General features: G+C 42.4%; 17 protein-coding genes and 1 pseudogene. 10 read left to right on the plus strand and 8 right to left on the minus strand.

The window, feature by feature from the left end; all coding sequences use genetic code 11:
- Positions 1-352 (minus strand): hypothetical protein (locus P20429_RS19120; RefSeq protein ID WP_033026244.1); only part of this gene is annotated, 352 nt, incomplete at its 3' end.
- A gap of 234 nt (positions 353-586) precedes the next feature.
- On the opposite strand from P20429_RS19120, the pseudogene P20429_RS21010 reads away from it, so the two are divergent.
- Positions 587-890 (plus strand): annotated as a pseudogene (locus tag P20429_RS21010) (phage integrase N-terminal SAM-like domain-containing protein); the annotation flags it as partial.
- Positions 891-1,016: 126 nt separating this feature from the next.
- Here the strand turns inward: P20429_RS21010 and P20429_RS17800 are convergent.
- The 7 genes from P20429_RS17800 to P20429_RS17770 form a co-directional block, all read right to left on the minus strand.
- Positions 1,017-1,796, minus strand: a complete 780-nt coding sequence (locus P20429_RS17800) for an SDR family oxidoreductase (protein ID WP_007580228.1) — start codon at positions 1,794-1,796, stop codon at positions 1,017-1,019.
- Positions 1,797-1,805: 9 nt separating this feature from the next.
- Entirely contained in the window at positions 1,806-2,705 is a 900-nt protein-coding gene (gene mmsB, locus P20429_RS17795; protein WP_002961865.1) for a 3-hydroxyisobutyrate dehydrogenase, read from the minus strand.
- Positions 2,706-2,715: 10 nt separating this feature from the next.
- A complete protein-coding gene (locus tag P20429_RS17790; RefSeq protein ID WP_007580231.1) occupies positions 2,716-3,867 on the minus strand; it encodes an enoyl-CoA hydratase/isomerase family protein in 1,152 nt (383 codons plus the stop codon).
- On the minus strand, positions 3,867-4,658 hold the full coding sequence (locus tag P20429_RS17785) for an enoyl-CoA hydratase (RefSeq protein ID WP_007580233.1): 792 nt from the start codon (positions 4,656-4,658) through the stop codon (positions 3,867-3,869). The genes P20429_RS17790 and P20429_RS17785 overlap by 1 nt, the downstream gene beginning before the upstream one ends.
- A 10-nt stretch (positions 4,659-4,668) precedes the next feature.
- On the minus strand, positions 4,669-5,826 hold the full coding sequence (locus P20429_RS17780) for an acyl-CoA dehydrogenase family protein (protein ID WP_007580235.1): 1,158 nt from the start codon (positions 5,824-5,826) through the stop codon (positions 4,669-4,671).
- Between the two features lie 160 nt (positions 5,827-5,986).
- Complete coding sequence (locus P20429_RS17775) at positions 5,987-7,477, minus strand: CoA-acylating methylmalonate-semialdehyde dehydrogenase (protein ID WP_007580237.1); 1,491 nt, start codon at positions 7,475-7,477, stop codon at positions 5,987-5,989.
- Between the two features lie 125 nt (positions 7,478-7,602).
- A complete protein-coding gene (locus P20429_RS17770; protein WP_007580239.1) occupies positions 7,603-8,784 on the minus strand; it encodes an acetyl-CoA C-acyltransferase in 1,182 nt (393 codons plus the stop codon).
- 330 nt (positions 8,785-9,114) lie between these two features.
- On the opposite strand from P20429_RS17770, the gene P20429_RS17765 reads away from it, so the two are divergent.
- The 9 genes from P20429_RS17765 (at position 9,115) to P20429_RS17725 (ending at position 18,961) form a co-directional block, all read left to right on the plus strand.
- Entirely contained in the window at positions 9,115-9,549 is a 435-nt protein-coding gene (locus P20429_RS17765; RefSeq protein WP_007580242.1) for a MerR family DNA-binding transcriptional regulator, read from the plus strand.
- A gap of 55 nt (positions 9,550-9,604) precedes the next feature.
- Positions 9,605-10,780, plus strand: a complete 1,176-nt coding sequence (locus P20429_RS17760; RefSeq protein WP_007580244.1) for an isovaleryl-CoA dehydrogenase — start codon at positions 9,605-9,607, stop codon at positions 10,778-10,780.
- 10 nt (positions 10,781-10,790) lie between these two features.
- On the plus strand, positions 10,791-12,398 hold the full coding sequence (locus P20429_RS17755) for a carboxyl transferase domain-containing protein (RefSeq protein ID WP_007580246.1): 1,608 nt from the start codon (positions 10,791-10,793) through the stop codon (positions 12,396-12,398).
- 12 nt (positions 12,399-12,410) lie between these two features.
- Positions 12,411-13,181: an enoyl-CoA hydratase/isomerase family protein gene (locus tag P20429_RS17750; protein ID WP_007580247.1), complete on the plus strand. Its 771-nt coding sequence runs from the start codon at positions 12,411-12,413 to the stop codon at positions 13,179-13,181.
- 8 nt (positions 13,182-13,189) lie between these two features.
- The gene (locus P20429_RS17745; RefSeq protein ID WP_007580248.1) at positions 13,190-15,208 is read left to right on the plus strand and encodes an acetyl/propionyl/methylcrotonyl-CoA carboxylase subunit alpha; all 2,019 of its coding nucleotides are present in this window, start codon (positions 13,190-13,192) and stop codon (positions 15,206-15,208) included.
- Positions 15,208-16,104, plus strand: coding sequence for a hydroxymethylglutaryl-CoA lyase (locus P20429_RS17740; RefSeq protein ID WP_007580249.1), 897 nt, complete (start codon positions 15,208-15,210; stop codon positions 16,102-16,104). The genes P20429_RS17745 and P20429_RS17740 overlap by 1 nt, the downstream gene beginning before the upstream one ends.
- A gap of 261 nt (positions 16,105-16,365) precedes the next feature.
- Complete coding sequence (locus P20429_RS17735; RefSeq protein ID WP_007580250.1) at positions 16,366-17,064, plus strand: CoA transferase subunit A; 699 nt, start codon at positions 16,366-16,368, stop codon at positions 17,062-17,064.
- Between the two features lie 14 nt (positions 17,065-17,078).
- Positions 17,079-17,735: a CoA transferase subunit B gene (locus tag P20429_RS17730; RefSeq protein ID WP_007580251.1), complete on the plus strand. Its 657-nt coding sequence runs from the start codon at positions 17,079-17,081 to the stop codon at positions 17,733-17,735.
- Between the two features lie 344 nt (positions 17,736-18,079).
- Entirely contained in the window at positions 18,080-18,961 is an 882-nt protein-coding gene (locus tag P20429_RS17725; protein WP_007580252.1) for a LysR family transcriptional regulator, read from the plus strand.
- The last annotated feature ends 66 nt before the right edge of the window (positions 18,962-19,027 follow it).

The following is a 19,027-nucleotide window of genomic DNA, read 5'->3' on the forward strand; positions in this document are numbered from 1 at the left end:
TGACTGTTTGCTTATTTGCCATAGAGGACATTATTACACCTGAACAAAGCCCTGAAACTACAGCAGCAATCTGCCATTCGATTTCACCTGAAAAAATCATGGGTAAGCTACAGATAACACCTGCACTAACGTAATGAACTCGATTTAATAAATTAAATTTTTTCATTACTATAAGAACGCTACCGCCTAAAATCAGCATATAAAAGGCTACAAAAAGACTTGTTATACCAATAAGTGAAACCAAATTAGGCAACTCTATTAAAGTGAAATCTATTCCATCCCACTGAAACGCAGTTACCTGAATAAATGTGACACTTAACCAGCAGATAATCGCCGAAATAAAGAGTTTCACCAAAGTCACCTAACAATTTTGTCTACGACATTTGTCGTTTTATAAACCGACAAATATCCATATATTACAGTGCATTTATCTTAACCATCAAATAAACACCTGTAAACAATTAGTTAACTGGAAATTATTTTTAATCAATGCACAAATACACCGAAATGGTGGAGATCAGTAATATTGGACAAAACAACAAGCACTGTCTATATATACAGTTAACTTTTACTAGAGATTCATATCATGAAATCATCTTTTTTAACTATGATAGCCGAACAAATGTATCTAAAGCGTTATACTAAAAGTACTATTAAAGCGTATTTATACTGGATAGCTTCGTTTATTCGATTTAACTCTATGAGGCACCCAACAACGATGGGAGATAATGAGGTCGAACTTTTTTTAGCTTTTTTAAACTCGTTTAGTCAACCAACAAAATGTTGCTCCTAACACTCAAACACAAGCCTTAAATGCGTTGAGCTTTTTATTTAAAGAAGTGATTAAAAAGCCACTCTCATTAGGTTTTATTAAGAGCAAACGAGCAACTAATTTCACAACAAATTTCCAACGCCGTTATCAGTCCTTTTCAAGATTATAAATCTCCCCGATTTAAAACAAAAAAGCACAGCCCACAAGCGCCATGCTTTTTAAATCAATCTTAATCCCGCTTGTTTTACAAACGAATACCGCCATCTATTTCAACCACGCGGCCGGTAAAAAAGTCGTTTTCGATTATGTATTGTGCGGTATGGGCAATTTCGTCGCTTTCGCCTAAGCGCCCTACTGGCGTTACTGCAAGCATACGTTGTTTGGCTTCGGGCTTCATGGCGTCGGTCATGGCGGTGCTTATTACACCTGGTGCAATAGCGCCTACGCGTATACCAAATCGACCAAGTTCTTTAGCCCATGTGGTGGTAAGTGCCACTACGCCTGCTTTTGATGCTGCGTAGTTTGTTTGGCCTATGTTACCTGCGCGCGCTACGCTCGACATATTAACTATAACGCCGCCTTTGCCTGATTCAATCATGTGGCTTGCAGCTTCCCGCCCTGCTAAAAATACACCGGTCAGGTTTACATCAATCACTGATTGAAATTGCTCAAGAGACATTTTTTTAACGACTTTGCCGTCTTTAGCCTTTATAAACATGCCGTCGCGTAAAATACCGGCGTTATTTATAAGCACACCAATGTGGCCAAAATCGCTGTTAATGGTATTAAATACGTTTTCTACTTCGCTTTCATTTGTTACGTTTGCTGCATACCCTTTTATATTGCTAGTTACACCTTCAAGCTGCATTAGTTGCATAAGTTGCTCGCATGCGTTGTTTAATAAGTCTTGTGCCATATCTATTAATGCAATGTTTGCACCCATAAGTGCAAACTTTTGCGCCATTGCAAAGCCTAAACCTTGTGCGCCACCGGTTATTACTACCGTGTTATTTTTAATTTCCACGCGTTGCTCCTACTTAGAAAACAGTTTAAAAATGGCACTAAAGTCATCACTACCCGCACCTTGGTGTTGTAGCATAGTGTATAAATTTTTAGCCATTGAACCCATAGGGGTTGATGAATTACTTTGCTGCGCGGCTTCCATGGCAAGGCCTAAATCTTTAGCCATTAAATCGACCATAAAGCCAGGTTTGTAATCGTTACTTGCTGGGGCTGTATCCATTACACCTGGGCAAGGGTTGTAAAGTTCAAGCGTCCAGTTACGGCCCGAACTTGCGGTCATAATGTCGCTAAGTACTTTAGGATCGAGACCGTTATTAATACCCATTTGCAGTGCTTCACTGGTGCCTGCCATTAAAATACTAAGTAGCATGTTATTACATATTTTTGCTACTTGCCCTGCGCCAATATCGCCTGCATGAAATATGTTTTTACCCATATCACTCAGCACTGTATTTGCTTTATCGAACGCGGCTTTTTCGCCGCCTACAATAAAAGTAAGTGTACCTGCAGTTGCGCCTGCAACGCCGCCCGATACCGGTGCATCTACAAAGCTTATGCCTTGTTTGCCAAGTGCGCTGCCTACAGTGCGTGCTGATTCTGCATCTATTGTTGAGCAATCAATTACTAATGTATTTTTGCTTAGCACATTAATTAAACCGCTGTCGTCGTTATTACCCAAATACAGCGATTTAACATGCTTGCCTGCAGGTAACATACTAATAAGTACGTCAGCATTGGTTGCGCACTGCTTTGCATCAACTGCGGCTTTTGCGCCTTTGCTTGCAAGTTCATTTACGACCGACTGGTTTAAATCGAACACACTCACAGTATGTCCAGCTTTAATTAAGTTAGCCGCCATTGGGCCGCCCATATTACCTAAGCCGATAAAACCGATATTGAGTTTAGTCATCGTCTTTCCTTTATTTGTGTATTGGCGTGTCTAAGCCATCGAGTGGATGGTTTTCGCCAAAGCGATTAGCAAAAAAGCTGTCGATTATTGTTTGTGGGACATCACTTAGTGTTTTGTATTGCCAATTAGGCGCGCCGTCTTTATCTATTAATAACGCTCTTACGCCTTCTTGAAACTCACCTACTTCGCCAGCACGAACCGACATACCCAGCTCCATTTTAAAACACGTTAATAAGCTTTTGCCTTTACTTGTTTTTAATTGCTCACTTACGAGTGCGCAGCTTAGTGGGCATCCCTGTTTTAGTGACTTTTGGGCGCGTTGTAGCCATTTATCGTCAGTGGTTAGCCCTAAAATATAATCAACTTGCTCCTGCAAAGTTGTAAACTCACCCAGCTTTTGAATCGTTTTGAGATTAGCTTTTACATTGCCTTTTGGCATACGCGCCGACTGGTTGTCTAAACCGGTGAGTAAATCGGTTAAACGCTCATGATTTAAGCTTGCGGTTTTGCCCCATTTAGCTGCTAAAATTTGCGCAAGCATGGAATCATATTTAGTGCTGTCGATAAAGTGATCGGCAAGCGATACAAAACGCGCGTCGTCACAGTTAATTGATGCCGACGTTAGCCCTAAAAATAACCCAACACTTTGTGGCATTTTATGTAAAAAGTAACTGCCGCCTACATCAGGGTATAAACCTATGGTTTGCTCTGGCATGGCAATGCGTGATGTTTCCGTTACAACGCGGTGGCTAGCACCGGCCATTAGCCCTAAACCGCCGCCCATTACTATGCCGTTACCCCAAACGAGGATAGGTTTATCAAAGGTATGAATAAGGTAATCAAGCTTGTACTCTAGCGTAAAAAATTCTTCAACTAGGCTTGTTGGTTTACCTTGCGCCATTGCATGATGAAGGCTTACAACATCGCCGCCTGCACAAAATGCTTTATCGCCTGCCCCTTTTAACAACACCATTGCAATAGCATCATCGTCATTCCAAGCTCGCAATTGCGGTTCAAGTAATTTGATCATCTCAAAATTAAGTGCATTTAAGGCTTTTGGCGCATTGAGTGTAATAAGCCCAATTAAACTGCCATTTTCTGCGGTTGCGGTTTCAAATATCACGGGCTCATCGGCGCTATTTAATGATGTTAAAGCACTCATTAGCCGTTTACCCAGTTAGCGCGGCGTTTTTCTAAAAAGGCATTTACGCCCTCTTGTTGATCTTCGGTATCAAATAAACCAACAAATAACTCGCGCTCAAGAGGCAATACACTTGCCATTGGTTGATGGCGCCCTTTTTGAATCAATGTTTTACACGCAGCGACTGAGGTAGGGCTTTGCTCGCTTACTTGATTAGCTAGTTTTAATGCTGCCGCAAAGCTTTCGCCCTGCGGTACTACTTCTTCTACTAAGCCAATTTGCAGGGCTTTATCGGCTTTTAAGCGCTCGCCGCATAAAATCATGCGTTTTGCCCAGCCTTCGCCTACAAGCCATGCTAAATTTTGTGTGCCACCAGCACAGGGTAATAAACCTACTTTAGCTTCGGGGAGCGCCATTTGTGCTTGCTCTTCCGCTATACGTACGTCGCACGCAAGTGCCACCTCTAAACCGCCGCCCATTGCATAGCCGTTTATGGCAGCAACCGACACGCCTCTAAAATTAGTAAGCGCTTCAAATGCTTCACCAAATACACGCGATATATCGGCGGCTACGCCTTTATCGCCACATGCAAATACGTTTAGATCGGCACCCGCGCTAAAAAACTTCTCGCCTTCGCCAGTCAGTACTAATGCATAAATATTTTTATTATTATTAAGCTCATTAACGGTATTTTTTAAATCAACTAAGGTGTCTTTTGTCCAGGTGTTTGCTGGCGGATTAGACATCGTTAAAATAGCAACATGACCTTCGATTGTAAGTTCAATACTCGGATTAGATTTAGATTCTGACATACATTGCTCCTTATAAAACGTCGTTTGCAGACTCAGCTAAAATACGGCGCGCAATTATTACACGCATAATCTCGTTAGTGCCTTCTAAAATTTGATGAACGCGTACATCACGTACATGGCGCTCAAGCGGGTATTCTTTTATGTAACCGTAACCACCATGAATTTGCAGTGCGTCGTTACACACGGTAAAGCCAACATCGGTAGCAAAACGTTTAGCCATGGCGCAGTAAGTGGTTTTTTCAACGTCGTTATTATCAAGTTTAAATGCAGCAAGCCTAACCATTTGGCGCGCAGCTACAAGCTCGGTGTTCATATCGGCAATTTTAAATTGCAATGCTTGAAACGCAGCCAATGGTTTACCAAATTGGGTGCGTTCTTTTAAATATTCACGGGCGGTATTAAGCGCCGCTTGCGCTGTACCAATTGAACATGTGGCAATGTTAATTCGACCGCCATCAAGACCTTGCATCGCAAATTTAAAGCCTTCGCCCTCTGCGCCTAATAAGTTATGTGCAGGAATGCGTACATCTTCAAAGCTGATTAGGCGTGTTGGTTGTGCATTCCAACCCATTTTTTCTTCTGCTTTGCCGTATTCAACGCCTTTTGCGTCGGCAGGCACTACAAATGCCGAAATACCCGCAGCACCTTCGCCGCCTGTACGTGCCATTACAACTAATACTTCGGTTTCGCCCGCGCCCGATATAAACATTTTTGAGCCGTTAATAACGTACTCATCACCCTCAAGCACGGCTTTTGTTTTAAGTGATGCGGCGTCTGAACCCGACCCTGGCTCTGTCAAACAATAAGAGGCAAGTAACTCGCCCATTACCAATTGCTCTACGTATTTGTCTTTAACTGCATCGGTACCAAAACTTGCTACCATCCAGGTAGCCATATTATGAATGGTTAACATGGCCGTTGTTGCGGTACAGCCCATAGCAAGCTGCTCAAAAATAATGCTCGAATCTAAACGAGATAAACCAAGGCCGCCCGCTTCCTCTGGCGTGTATAAACCACAAAAACCAAGCTCGCCTGCTGCTTTAATCGTGTCTTTAGGAAAAATATGTTCGCGATCCCACTTTGCTGCATAGGGGGCAAGTTCTGACTCGGCAAATTGGCGTGCAGTTTGCGCAAAGGCTTGTTGATCTTCAGATAAGTTAAAGTCCATGTTAGACCTCTTTAATTGTGTAAGTTGTGTTGTTAGTGTTTCCCGTCACGGGAGTAGTTTGTGACGAGCGGCGAAGGCTTATGTGTGTTGTGTGTGAAGTAGCCTTCGCGCCCATCTTTTTTATTAATTATTCTTTTATTTACTCATTTTTTAATTACGATTATTTTAAGTTAATGCTCATATTTGGACCCGACGCAATGTCGTCTTCAAACCAACGTGAGGTAATCGTTTTAGTTTCTGTGTAAAAACGAATACCTTGTTTACCGTAAGTGTGTGTATCGCCGTAAAACGAGCCTTTCCAACCAGTGAACGAAAAGAACGGAAGTGGCACCGGAATTGGCACATTAATACCTACTTGGCCTACTTCAATTTCGTGTTGGAATTTACGAGCCACTGCGCCGCTTGACGTAAATAACGAGGTGCCGTTACCGTAAGGGCTGTCGTTAATAAGTGCGATTGCCTCTTCAAGCGTGTCTACAAACATACACGCTAGTACTGGGCCGAATATTTCTTCTTTGTATAAATCCATCTCTTTGGTTACATCGGTAAATAACGTTGGGCCAACCCAGTTACCTTGCTCATACCCTTCAACCGTAAAGTCAGAACCATCAATTAAACAGGTAGCGCCTTGCTCTTTACCACCGGCAATGAGTGATAAAATACGTGCTTTTGCTGCTTTTGATGTTTGTGGACCGTATGCCGCGTTTGCATCATCCCACACGCCTGGGCGTACATTTTCAAAGCCTGCTTTAATTTCATCTACCCACTGACTTGCTTGACCTACAAATACAGCAACCGAAATACCCATACAACGTTGACCAGCAGCACCTACTGATGCGCCTACTAGGTTGTTTACAACATGCGATTTACTTGCATCAGGCATAATAACCATGTGGTTTTTAGCACCAACACACGCTTGCACACGTTTAAGGTTTTGCGTGCCTTTAGAATAAATATAAGCACCTACACCACACGAGCCAACAAACGAAATAGCACGCACTGCTTTATCTTCTAATAGGCGGTCTACTTGTGGTTTTGTACCGTGAACAACTTGTAATACGCCTTTTGGTGCGCCGGCTTCAATAAATAGCTCTGCTAAACGCATTGGTGTAAGTGGATCTTGCTCAGACGGTTTTAAAATAAAGGTGTTACCACACACAATAGCCAGCGGGAACATCCAAAGTGGGATCATTGCAGGGAAGTTAAATGGTGTTACGCCCGCACACACGCCAAGTGGCTGCATGTAAGAATACGTATCGATTTTACGCGCTACGTTTTCCATTGTTTCACCCATCATTAATGATGGCGCGTTAGCGGCTTGTTCTACTACTTCAATACCACGCCAAACATCGCCTTTTGCATCTTCAAACGTTTTACCCAATTCGTGGCAAATAATGGTAGCAAGCTCATCGTGATGTTCTTTTAATAGCGCAGCGTACTTCATCATAATACGAGCACGTTCAGTAATGGGTATGTCTTTCCATGTTTTAAACGTCTCAGAGGCTGAGGCAATTGCCGCGCCCATTTCTGACTCGGTGGTACATGGCACTTGTGCAAGTACTTCTTGAGTTGCTGGGTTTATAACATCGATAAGCTCTTTAGACGCTGATTGAATAAATTCGCCATTAATAAGTAGTGGTACTTGGTGCATGATTAAATCCTAGTGTGTGAGTTGTGTGTTCTCTTTTAAAATTGGTAGCGCCGCTTTGTTAGTATTATTAGTGCAGCGCTTTTATAGTTATTCGTATAGCTTTCTTATAACTGCTTAATACCTAGTTAATACGCTTCTACGGCCATAGCAACCGCTTCACCGCCACCAATACATAAAGACGCAATGCCTTTTTTAAGGCCTCGGTTTTTAAGGGCATGAATAAGCGTTACTAAAATACGCGCGCCGCTTGCACCAATTGGGTGGCCAAGTGCACATGCACCGCCGTTAACGTTTACTTTGCTTTCATCAAGTTTTAACTCGTTAATAGCCAGCATGGTTACCATGGCAAATGCTTCGTTAATTTCCCAAAGGTCAACGTCGTTTACAGCCCAGCCTGCTTTTTCAAGCACGCTGCTTATTGCACCTACTGGCGCTACTGTAAATTCACTTGGTTTTTGAGAGTGAGTACTGTGCGCTACAATTTTACAAAGCGGTGTTAAACCCTGCTCTTTTGCTTTTGATTCGCTCATTAATATAAGCGCTGCGCCACCGTCTGAAATTGACGATGAATTAGCGGCTGTAATGGTGCCGTCTTTTTTAAAGGCTGCACGTAGGCTTGGAATTTTTTCTGGGCGGGCGTTACCTGGTTGCTCGTCAATCGAAACTGTTACATCGCCTTTGCGTGTTTGCATTGTGTGCGGGGCAACTTCGTTATCAAAACTGCCATTTTGTATTGCTGCTTTAGCTTTACTTAATGAGCCTAATGCAAACGCATCCATTTGCTCGCGGCCAATGCCGTATTCGTCGGCGGTGTCTTGTGCAAAACAACCCATAGCTTTGTTGTCGTAAGCATCTTCAAGGCCGTCGCTCATCATGTGATCTTTTATTTCGCCGTGACCCATACGCATTCCGCCACGCGCTTTTGGAATAAAGTATGGTGCATTTGTCATGCTTTCCATGCCACCAGCAATAGCAGATTGAATAGAGCCGGCTTTAATTAAATCGTTTGCAAGCATGGCTGCTTTTAAACCAGATCCGCACACTTTATTAATTGTTGTAGCGCCAGTGCTAAGTGCAAGCCCTGCTTTTAACATTGCTTGGCGTGCAGGCGCTTGCCCAAGGCCCGCTGGTAATACACAACCCATAATTACTTCATCTATAGCGTTATTAGCTAAACCAGTTTGTGCAAGTGCGCTGGCAATGGCGGTAGCGCCAAGCTCGGTAGACTGCGCATCACTTAACGCTCCCATAAATCCACCCATTGGGGTGCGTTTTGCTGCTACAATTACCACTGATTCTAAAGTCATAACTAACTCCGTTGTAATTTAATGCAAATAATTGTTAGTATATTTGCTCTATTAATTTAGTATTCATTTATTATTTAACACCCATACACAATACTAACGTTTACGCCAACGTCAACTAAAAACAGCTTAATTTTTAGTTTTATAAGTGTAAGCATTATTTTCCAGCTGTTAGGCCACACTGAGGAAATAAAATTAACCTACTGAAAATTAATAAAATAAGTTAACTCTTCGCGCCAACACTCCTTTATAAATAGTTTCAAAACACACCAAGCTTTACCTTTACGTAAACTTCACTTATATTGGAGTTATTCGAATGAGGTAAATACAATTATGAAACCAGATAATCAAACAAACTTTGCAAGCTCAGCCAAAATGCCGGCTAGTAATGAACAAACATTTAGCATTAGCGAACTCGCTAAAGAATTTGACATTACAACCCGCTCTATTCGCTTTTACGAAGATCAAGGGTTAATAACCCCAGAGCGTAATGGTCAAACACGTATTTATTCAAAACGCGACAAAGTGCGTTTAAAACTAATATTACGTGGTAAACGATTGGGCTTTACGCTTGCTGAAACAGGCCGTTTGTTTGAACTGTACGACGCTGATAAGTCGAGTGCTAAGCAGCTGGTTACCATGCTTGATTTAATTGCCGATAAAAAGTCTGACCTATCTCAACAAATGGACGACATTAAAGTTGTTCTTATGGAGTTGGTGACGGCCGAGCGCCGCTGCAGAGACACGCTTAATAAAATAGACGAGTAAGTTTATTTTAAAATAACAACACACTGACAACACACACGTCACACAGGAATGAATCATGAGCACTATTTCACTATATAAAGAAATGAACTTTGGCCTTGGCGAAACCGCCAATATGATCCGCGACCACGTAAATAGTTTTGCGAGTCAGGAGATTGCCCCGCTTGCTGAAAAAACTGATTTAGATAACGCTTTCCCAAATCAACTTTGGGCTCAAATGGGCGAAATGGGCGTACTGGGTATGACCGTATCTGAAGAACTTGGCGGCGCCGGTTTAGGTTACTTAGAACATGTTATTGCTATGGAAGAGATTAGCCGTGCCAGTGCCTCTATAGGTTTAAGCTATGGAGCACATTCAAACCTGTGTGTTAATCAAATTAACCGTAACGGTACACAAGCTCAAAAAGAAAAATACTTACCTAAGCTTATTAGTGGTGAGCATATTGGTGCTCTTGCAATGAGCGAGCCTAATGCGGGCTCTGACGTTGTATCGATGAAACTTAAAGCCGAAAAAAAAGGCGATAAGTACATTTTAAATGGCAACAAAATGTGGATCACCAATGGCCCCGATGCACACACACTCGTTATTTACGCTAAAACAGATTTAAACGCCGGCGCTAAAGGCATTACCGCGTTTATTGTTGAGAGCAACTTTCCTGGTTTTTCTACGGCGCAAAAACTCGACAAACTGGGCATGCGTGGCTCAAACACCTGTGAGCTAGTATTTGAAAACTGTGAAGTACCCGAGGAAAACATTTTAGGTAACTTAAACGAAGGCGTTAAAGTACTTATGAGTGGCCTTGATTACGAACGCGTAGTGCTTGCAGCAGGCCCGCTTGGCATAATGCAAGCGTGTATGGATATAGTAGTACCGTACATTCATGAGCGTAAACAGTTTGACACTCCTATTGGTCAATTTCAGTTAATTCAGGGCAAAGTAGCCGACATGTATACACAAATGAATGCTGCGCGCTCATATGTGTATACGGTAGCTCGCTCTTGTGACCGTGGTGAAACAACCCGTAAAGATGCTGCCGGTGCCATTTTATATGCCGCAGAGCTTGCGACTAAGATGGCGCTTGATGCGATTCAAATTTTAGGCGGAAATGGCTACATAAACGAATACGCAACAGGCCGCCTGCTTCGTGATGCTAAATTATACGAAATTGGTGCAGGTACATCAGAAATACGCCGCATGCTTATTGGCCGCGAACTTTTCACTGAAAGCCGTTAAGGATTAAACCATGACGATTTTAAAATCGAGCGTTAATCCTCACGATCCAACGTTTGTTCAAAACCATAAAAACATGTCGGCGCTGGTGGATGATTTACGCAGTAAAGTAGCAACAATTAGCCAAGGCGGAGGCGCTGCATTAAAGGAGCGCCACGAAGGCCGTGGTAAATTATTTGTACGCGACCGTATAAGTACGTTAATTGACGAAGGCTCACCGTTTTTAGAAATATCGCAATTTGCTGCCTTTGGTGTGTACGAACAAGCAATACCGTGCGCCGGTGTTGTAGCCGGTATAGGCCGTGTTAAAGGCATTGAATGCATGATTATTGCAAACGATGCCACGGTTAAAGGCGGTACGTATTTTCCGCTTACCGTTAAAAAGCATTTACGCGCACAAGACATCGCAGAGCGCTGCCACTTACCGTGTATTTATCTTGTTGATTCGGGCGGTGCTAACTTGCCTGAGCAAGACGATGTATTTCCGGACAAGTTGCATTTTGGTCGTATTTTTTACAATCAAGCCCGTATGTCGGGTAAAGGAATTCCACAAATTGCCGTGGTAATGGGGTTATGTACCGCAGGTGGTGCGTACGTACCTGCTATGGCCGATGAAAGCATTATTGTAAAAGATCAAGGCACTATATTTTTAGCAGGTCCGCCGCTTGTAAAAGCAGCAACAGGCGAAGAAGTAACAGCCGAAGAACTAGGCGGTGCCGATGTGCACTGTAAAGTGTCGGGTGTTGCCGATCACTACGCTGAAAACGATGCTCATGCGCTTTCTATTGCGCGCCAATGTATAGAACGTATTAACTTCACACGTCCGACCGCCCCTCTTCTAGAGGATGTAAAACCACCTCGTTATGATATTAACGAGCTTTACGGCATTGTAGGCACCGATCTTAAAAAGCCGTTTGATGTACGCGAAGTAATAGCGCGCACTGTAGATGACTCATCATTTGATGAATTTAAACGCTATTTTGGTGAAACGTTAGTCACCGGTTTTGCCAGTATTTATGGCAATCCTGTTGGCATAGTGGCTAATAACGGTATTTTATTTAGTGAGTCGGCGCAAAAAGGCGCGCACTTTATTCAGCTGTGTGCTCAGCGCAATATTCCTTTAGTGTTTTTACAAAATATTACCGGCTTTATGGTGGGTAAAAAATACGAAGCCGAAGGCATTGCAAAGCACGGCGCTAAAATGGTGATGGCGGTTTCGTGTGCTGATGTGCCTAAATTTACAGTACTTATTGGCGGCTCTTACGGCGCAGGTAACTACGGAATGTGTGGCCGTGCATTTGAACCAACCATGATGTGGATGTGGCCTAATGCCCGTATTTCGGTAATGGGCGGCGAGCAAGCAGCGGGTGTAATGGCCCAAGTTAAACAAGATGGTTTAGCACGCAAAGGTCAAAGCATGAGCGAGCAAGAAGTCAGTGACTTTAAAAAGCCAATTATTGACCAGTACGAAGAGCAAGGTCATCCGTATTACGCCAGCGCACGCTTGTGGGATGACGGTATTATAGACCCTGCTGACACGCGTAATGTATTAGGTCTTGCGTTAACAGCTGCGAATAACGCACCAAAACGTGATTCGAAATTTGGCGTATTTAGAATGTAACCGGAGCGCAAAATGTCAGTAACACTACAAATAACAAAATCTAATGTGGCTGTACTTGTGTTAAGTCGCCCAGAAAAAAGAAACGCATTTAACAGCGAAGTAATACATGAGCTGATCCAGTGTATTGAACATGCAAATACGCTTGATATTCGTGCCCTGGTTTTAAAAACAGAGGGTAAACACTTTTCAGCAGGTGCCGATTTAGCCTGGATGAAGTCGATGGCGGATAACAGCTACGCAGATAACTTGGCTGATTCAATGCAATTAGCTAAATTAATGCAGGTATTAGCAAGATCCCTTCACCCTACAATTTGCGCTGTGCAAGGTGCTGCTTTTGGTGGTGCTCTGGGCTTAATAGCCTGTTGCGATATAGCCCTTAGTAAAGACGATGCGCAATTTTGTTTAAGCGAAGTAAAGCTTGGTCTTATTCCTGCTGTTATTAGCCCGTATGTAATTAAAGCCATTGGTGAGCGCGCTGCTCGCAGATACTTTTTAACGGCTGAAGTGTTTGATGCACACACTGCTAAACAACTTGGTTTAATTCATCAAGTAACCGGTAATTTAGACTGTGCCCTCGATAATATGTTGCAAACACTGATTGATAACGGACCTATTGCAGTAAAAGCCGCAAAAGCATTAATTAACGATGTAGCAAATAAAGAAATTACCGATGAACTCATTGAGCTTACTGCTGAGCGTATTGCAAAAATTCGCGTATCTGAAGAAGGTCAAGAAGGGCTAACTGCTTTTTTTGATAAACGCCCACCCGCTTGGCAACTGTAGGATTAATTATGAACACACAACGATTACAAAAAATACTGATTGCCAATCGTGGAGAAATTGCGTGTCGAGTGATGCGCAGCGCAAAACAAATGGGCTTAACCACGGTCGCGGTTTATTCTGATGCAGACAAACATGCCCAGCACGTAAAAATGGCTGACGAGGCTTACCATATTGGTGCCGCACCAAGTAAAGATTCGTATTTGGTGGCAGACAAAATTTTACAAGTTGCCAAAGACTGCGGCGCTGATTGTATTCACCCAGGCTATGGTTTTTTATCTGAGAACAGCGAATTTGCTAAAGCCTGCGAAGCTAATAACATTGCTTTTATAGGACCACCAGCAAGTAGCATTGAAGCAATGGGGTCTAAAACCCGCTCTAAAGAAATAATGGCAGCTGCTAATGTGCCATTAGTACCTGGTTATTATGGTGATAAACAAGACCCTGTTTTTTTACAAAGTGAAGCTGAAAAAATTGGCTACCCTGTACTAATTAAAGCCGCCTTTGGTGGCGGTGGTAAAGGCATGCGCGTTGTACAAAAAGCAAAAGACTTTATGAGCGCATTACAAGGTGCGCAACGTGAAGCCATTGCCGGTTTTGGTAACGATTTAGTATTGCTTGAGCGTTACGTAAACCAGCCTCGCCATGTAGAAGTGCAAGTATTTGCGGATAACCATGGCAACTGTGTTTATTTAGGCGATCGTGATTGTTCTTTGCAACGCCGTCATCAAAAAGTAATTGAAGAAGCCCCTGCTCCGGGTTTATCTGACGAGCTACGCAAAGAAATGGGCGAAGCAGCTGTACGTTGTGCACTGGCTATAAATTATAGAGGCGCAGGTACAGTTGAGTTTTTACTGTGTGGCGATGAATTTTTCTTTATGGAAATGAATACGCGCCTTCAAGTAGAGCACCCTGTGACCGAAATGGTTACCGGTGTAGATTTAGTTAATTGGCAAATTAATATTGCGGGTGGGCAAACACTGCCACTGACACAAAGTGATATTCAATTGCAGGGTCATAGCTTTGAAGCACGTATATACGCAGAAGATCCAGCTAACGACTTTATCCCGTGCTCGGGCACTATTGAAGCGCTATATACACCGCTTAACAGCGAATTTGTACGCATTGATACAGGCATTGCACAAGGCGACGAAATTAGCCCGTTTTACGATCCGATGATTGCAAAACTTATTGTGCACGACGACAATCGCGAACAAGCCTTGAGCCGCTTACAACACGCCCTTGAGCAATTTCATTTAGCGGGTTTTAGCACTAACATTGGCTTTTTACATAACTTAGCAAGCCACCCTACGTTTAAACAAGGTGCGCCAAGTACACACTTTATTGCAGAGCAAGGCGACTCGTTAGTTGCGGTTGATAAATCGTTATTACAAGCAAGCCAACTTATTGGTGCTTTTGCCTATTTAGAATCGTTAACTAACACCCAAAATGCGCCAAACAGTGCAAGCCCTTGGCAACAACTAAGCGGTTTCACACTCAATGCTCCGCAAGCAATTAAAATCCCTTTTGCTGATTTACAGCTAAGCGCTATAAAAACCACAGCGGGCTATAGTATTACGCATAACGAGCATGTATTTAACCTACAAGGCACATTAAATAGTGGTCTTTGCAGTGTATTTATTAACGGCGAAAAACATACCGCGCACGTAACTACGGTAAGTAATAATACTGTTGGCAATAATACCGTGAGCAATATTGTCACTGTTATGAATAAAGCACTGCAAACTAAGCTTGAACTAGTTGATAAACATTATATTAGTTCGCACGAAAGCGAAGCTCTGCCACTTGCCGCGCCACTTAATGGCACGGTAGTTAAGCACTTAATTGACATTGGTAGCACAATTACCAAAGGTGATGCGGTTGTTATTATTGAAGCCATGAAAATGGAATACACGCTTAACGCACCGCATGACGGCATTTTAAAAAGCTATTGTTTTGGTGAAGGTGAATTGGTAACGCATGGCGCTCTGCTTGCTATAGTAGAAGATACAACAGAGGAAGGTGCATAATGAGTGCCTTTCCAAGTAAAGTACGTATTGTTGAAGTTGGAGCGCGAGACGGCCTACAAAACGAAAAAACAGTAAGCACAGCCGATAAAGTAGCACTTATTAACGCCCTAAGTGCTGCAGGTTTAAAAGATATTGAAGCTGGCGCGTTTGTCTCCCCTAAATGGGTGCCGCAAATGGCAGACTCAGCTGATGTAATATCAGCCCTTAATTTACCCGATGTAAATTTAAGTGCCCTTACACCTAACTTAAAAGGTGCACAAGCAGCGCATGCTGTTGGCATTAAAGAGTTTGCTATATTTACCGCTGCGAGTGAGTCGTTTTGTCAAAAAAACATAAATTGCTCAATAGATGAAAGTATTGAACGTTTTAGCGTAGTAATGGCGTTTGCTAAAGCGAATAATATCCGCGTACGTGGTTATGTAAGCTGTGTGCTAGGTTGCCCTTATGAGGGTGAAATTGACCCACAAGCAGTACTGAGTGTATCGCAAAAGCTGTTAGATTTAGGGTGTTACGAAGTAAGCCTTGGCGATACCATTGGTGTTGGCACCGCTAAAAAAGTAACGCAATTAATCGAGTTACTTTTAACGCACATTGATAAAACCAAGCTGGCCGTGCATTTTCATGATACTTACGGTCAAGCGCTTACAAATATTTACGCAGCCTTAAGCCTAGGTATAGCAACGGTTGACGCGGCAGTTGCAGGCCTTGGTGGCTGTCCTTATGCTAAGGGTGCGTCAGGAAATGTTGCCACCGAAGATGTAGTTTACTTGCTCCAAGGGCTTGGCATTGAGCACGGAATTGATTTACAAAGGTTAAGTGACGCTGGATGGGAGATAACCAAAGCACTTGGTAAGCAACCTGTGAGCAAAGTATCTGTGGCACTACACACAAAATAACCTGAGCTCTGGATAATAAATCTATCTCGAGCAGCTATTTTCAGCACTAACTACGTTGAATTTACTTGCAATAGGCCAGCTATTGACGCGTAAATTCGCCTTGTTTTCACTGAAAATCTCTGGCTAGAGAAAATAAATTTAAATATCACCCTGATTCATATGTTAGTAAATCTATTAACCAGAGTTCAGGTTAAATAGCTATCTTATGAAATGATGATTCAAGATAGTTAACAACAAATAGCACACAATGAGGAGAGACTCATGGCCGGTTTTGATAAGGTAGTTTATAGCTACGAAGCTGCAATGGAAGGATTAAAAGACGGCGATACCATTATTGCCGGTGGTTTTGGTTTATGTGGTATTCCTGAGGGCTTAATTAAACAAATTAAGCACATGCAAACAAAAAACTTAACTGTAGTATCTAATAACTGTGGTGTTGATGACTTTGGTTTGGGTATTTTATTACAAGACAAACAAATTAAAAAAGTAATTGCCTCGTACGTTGGCGAAAACGCCCTATTTGAGCAGCAGTTATTAAGTGGTGAAATTGACGTAGAGCTTACACCTCAAGGCACTCTTGCTGAAAAAATGCGAGCTGGCGGCGCGGGTATACCTGCGTTTTACACCGCTACCGGTTACGGTACTCCTGTGGCTGAGGGTAAAGACGTAAAAGAATTTAATGGTCGTCCGTATATTTTAGAAGAGTCTATAACAGGTGAGTTTGCCATAGTAAAAGCATGGAAAGCCGATCGATACGGTAATTTAGTATTTAGACACACCGCCATGAACTTTAATCCAATGGCAGCAACGGCTGGTAAAATTACCGTTGCCGAAGTAGAAGAAATTGTAGAGCCGGGCGAGCTTGAACCAAGCCAAATTCATACCCCAGGTATTTTTGTAAATCGCGTTATTAAAGGCAACTTTGAAAAACGCATTGAACGTGTAACAACACGAGATTAAGCAGGAGCATAATTATGGCATTATCACGTGAACAAGTTGCAATGCGCGTTGCACAAGAACTTCAAGACGGTTACTACGTAAATTTGGGCATAGGAATTCCGACACTCGTCGCAAACTATGTACCGGATGATATTGAAGTTATGTTACAGTCCGAAAATGGCCTTTTAGGCATGGGCCCGTACCCTACTAAAGCAGAGCTAGATGCCGATATGATTAACGCGGGTAAAGAAACCGTGACAGCAGCTAAAGGTGCAGCCATATTTAATAGTGCAGATAGTTTTGCCATGATACGGGGTGGTCATGTAGACTTAACTGTTCTGGGTGCATTTGAAGTTGACCAGAACGGCAACATCGCATCGTGGATGATCCCTAAAAAGCTGATTAAAGGCATGGGTGGCGCGATGGATTTAGTCGCTGGCGCGAAAAATATTATTGTTACTATGACCCATGCAAGTAAGCATGGTGACTCTAAACTATTAGAAGCCTGCTCTTTACCGCTTACTGGCGTTAATTGCGTTAAAAAAATAGTGACAGATTTAGCCGTACTAGAAGTTAAAGACGGCGCATTTCATTTATTAGAACGCGCTCCGGGCGTAACTGTTGATGAAATCATTAGTAAAACAGCAGGTAAATTACTTGTTGACGGTGAAGTACCAGAAATGGTTTTTTAGTAACTTTTAATAAGTTAACTTAAAATAACGCTTTACCCTGTACCGACCTCATTCCCAGTGCCAATGGCGCTGAGTTACCCAAAATCCCTCTCACGAGGGATTTTTTTTATCTTTTGCCATTATTTTTACCGTCATTCATACATCTGTAGTAAATTTTATCTATAATACAAATATAAATTAAATGTAAGCGCTTAGATTCTTTGCACTATTTTGTGGATAGTCTGCACCTTTTTTGTGAACTAGCGTTAAATTTATTTTTAACCTACTGATATTTATATATTAAATAGTTGGTTCAAATTTTGCCTAAGTAAGGCGTCTCAATAAATTAAATAATTCTGGAAAACATGCAAACTCCTATTCGTGGCCTTCGCTCTTTTTGCTTTGCCGCAAGAAGCCTAAGTTTTAAGCATGCAGCTAATGAGCTGTACTTAACGCCGTCTGCGGTAAGTCATCAAATAAAACAACTTGAAGAACAACTTGGTATTGAACTTTTTCAACGTAAAACGCGTTCAATTAGCTTAACCACAGCGGGTAAAAACTTTTTTGATGCAGTGTCTCCTATCATCACAATGTTAGAGGGCACCATTAACGAGTTTAGTCAGATGCAGCAAAATACAAATTTGACAATTACGTTGCCTGAGTTTTTTGCCAGCGAGCTACTCATGCCTAAATTAAGTGAGTGGACGTCAGAGCACCCTAATATAAACCTGCAAATGGACACGCTTAAAACACGCAAAGAGTTAACGCGTCATAGCGATTTATCTATTGTATTGTCCTCTGGTAAACCTACAGAAGGATTAGCAACAGAGTTGTTTAACCTTGAATATATTCCTGCATGTAATAAAAAATTGCTCGATCAATGGAGGGACGATCATCGTCAAGCGCTTAACCAAGTTCCGCTGATCCTCCACAAAGCGCGCCCTTGGGCATGGCACCAGTGGGCCGAAAAAGCGGGTATTGATGACTTTTCTCCTTCGCAGATTATTCAAATAGATAGCATGTTTGGTGTAGCGCGTGCAGCGCAGCAAGGCATGGGCATTGCGCTTATTCCACTGCCTATTAGTCAAAGCTGGTTAGATGAGCAATGGCTTTATAAATTATTCGAGCAGCCTTTAACAACTAAAGATAAATACTATTTAGTGCAGCACGAATCAAGCGCGCCTAATCACCCGCTTGATTTATTTGCGAAGTGGGTTGTAAATACGTTTAGAAAAATCCAAGAATAATCCCCTATTAGACGAGTTCATTAATAGAACCCACTCTGTGTTGTATTACTGAACTCGTCTAATACC

It is taken from the genome of Pseudoalteromonas sp. BSi20429, from assembly GCF_000238895.1.
GTDB classification, from domain to species: domain Bacteria; phylum Pseudomonadota; class Gammaproteobacteria; order Enterobacterales; family Alteromonadaceae; genus Pseudoalteromonas; species Pseudoalteromonas arctica.

Excerpts from the sequence above, each read along its gene's own strand:
- P20429_RS17770 (WP_007580239.1), bottom strand. The coding sequence starts at position 8,784 with ATGACTTTAGAATCAGTGGTAATTGTAGCAGCAAAACGCACCCCAATG.
- P20429_RS17775 (WP_007580237.1), bottom strand. The coding sequence starts at position 7,477 with ATGCACCAAGTACCACTACTTATTAATGGCGAATTTATTCAATCAGCG.
- P20429_RS17745 (WP_007580248.1), top strand. The coding sequence starts at position 13,190 with ATGAACACACAACGATTACAAAAAATACTGATTGCCAATCGTGGAGAA.
- P20429_RS17725 (WP_007580252.1), top strand. The coding sequence starts at position 18,080 with ATGCAAACTCCTATTCGTGGCCTTCGCTCTTTTTGCTTTGCCGCAAGA.
- P20429_RS17730 (WP_007580251.1), top strand. The coding sequence starts at position 17,079 with ATGGCATTATCACGTGAACAAGTTGCAATGCGCGTTGCACAAGAACTT.
- P20429_RS17740 (WP_007580249.1), top strand. The coding sequence starts at position 15,208 with ATGAGTGCCTTTCCAAGTAAAGTACGTATTGTTGAAGTTGGAGCGCGA.
- P20429_RS17735 (WP_007580250.1), top strand. The coding sequence starts at position 16,366 with ATGGCCGGTTTTGATAAGGTAGTTTATAGCTACGAAGCTGCAATGGAA.
- mmsB (WP_002961865.1), bottom strand. The coding sequence starts at position 2,705 with ATGACTAAACTCAATATCGGTTTTATCGGCTTAGGTAATATGGGCGGC.
- P20429_RS17785 (WP_007580233.1), bottom strand. The coding sequence starts at position 4,658 with ATGTCAGAATCTAAATCTAATCCGAGTATTGAACTTACAATCGAAGGT.
- P20429_RS17780 (WP_007580235.1), bottom strand. The coding sequence starts at position 5,826 with ATGGACTTTAACTTATCTGAAGATCAACAAGCCTTTGCGCAAACTGCA.
- P20429_RS17750 (WP_007580247.1), top strand. The coding sequence starts at position 12,411 with ATGTCAGTAACACTACAAATAACAAAATCTAATGTGGCTGTACTTGTG.
- P20429_RS17755 (WP_007580246.1), top strand. The coding sequence starts at position 10,791 with ATGACGATTTTAAAATCGAGCGTTAATCCTCACGATCCAACGTTTGTT.
- P20429_RS17765 (WP_007580242.1), top strand. The coding sequence starts at position 9,115 with ATGAAACCAGATAATCAAACAAACTTTGCAAGCTCAGCCAAAATGCCG.
- P20429_RS17760 (WP_007580244.1), top strand. The coding sequence starts at position 9,605 with ATGAGCACTATTTCACTATATAAAGAAATGAACTTTGGCCTTGGCGAA.
- P20429_RS17790 (WP_007580231.1), bottom strand. The coding sequence starts at position 3,867 with ATGAGTGCTTTAACATCATTAAATAGCGCCGATGAGCCCGTGATATTT.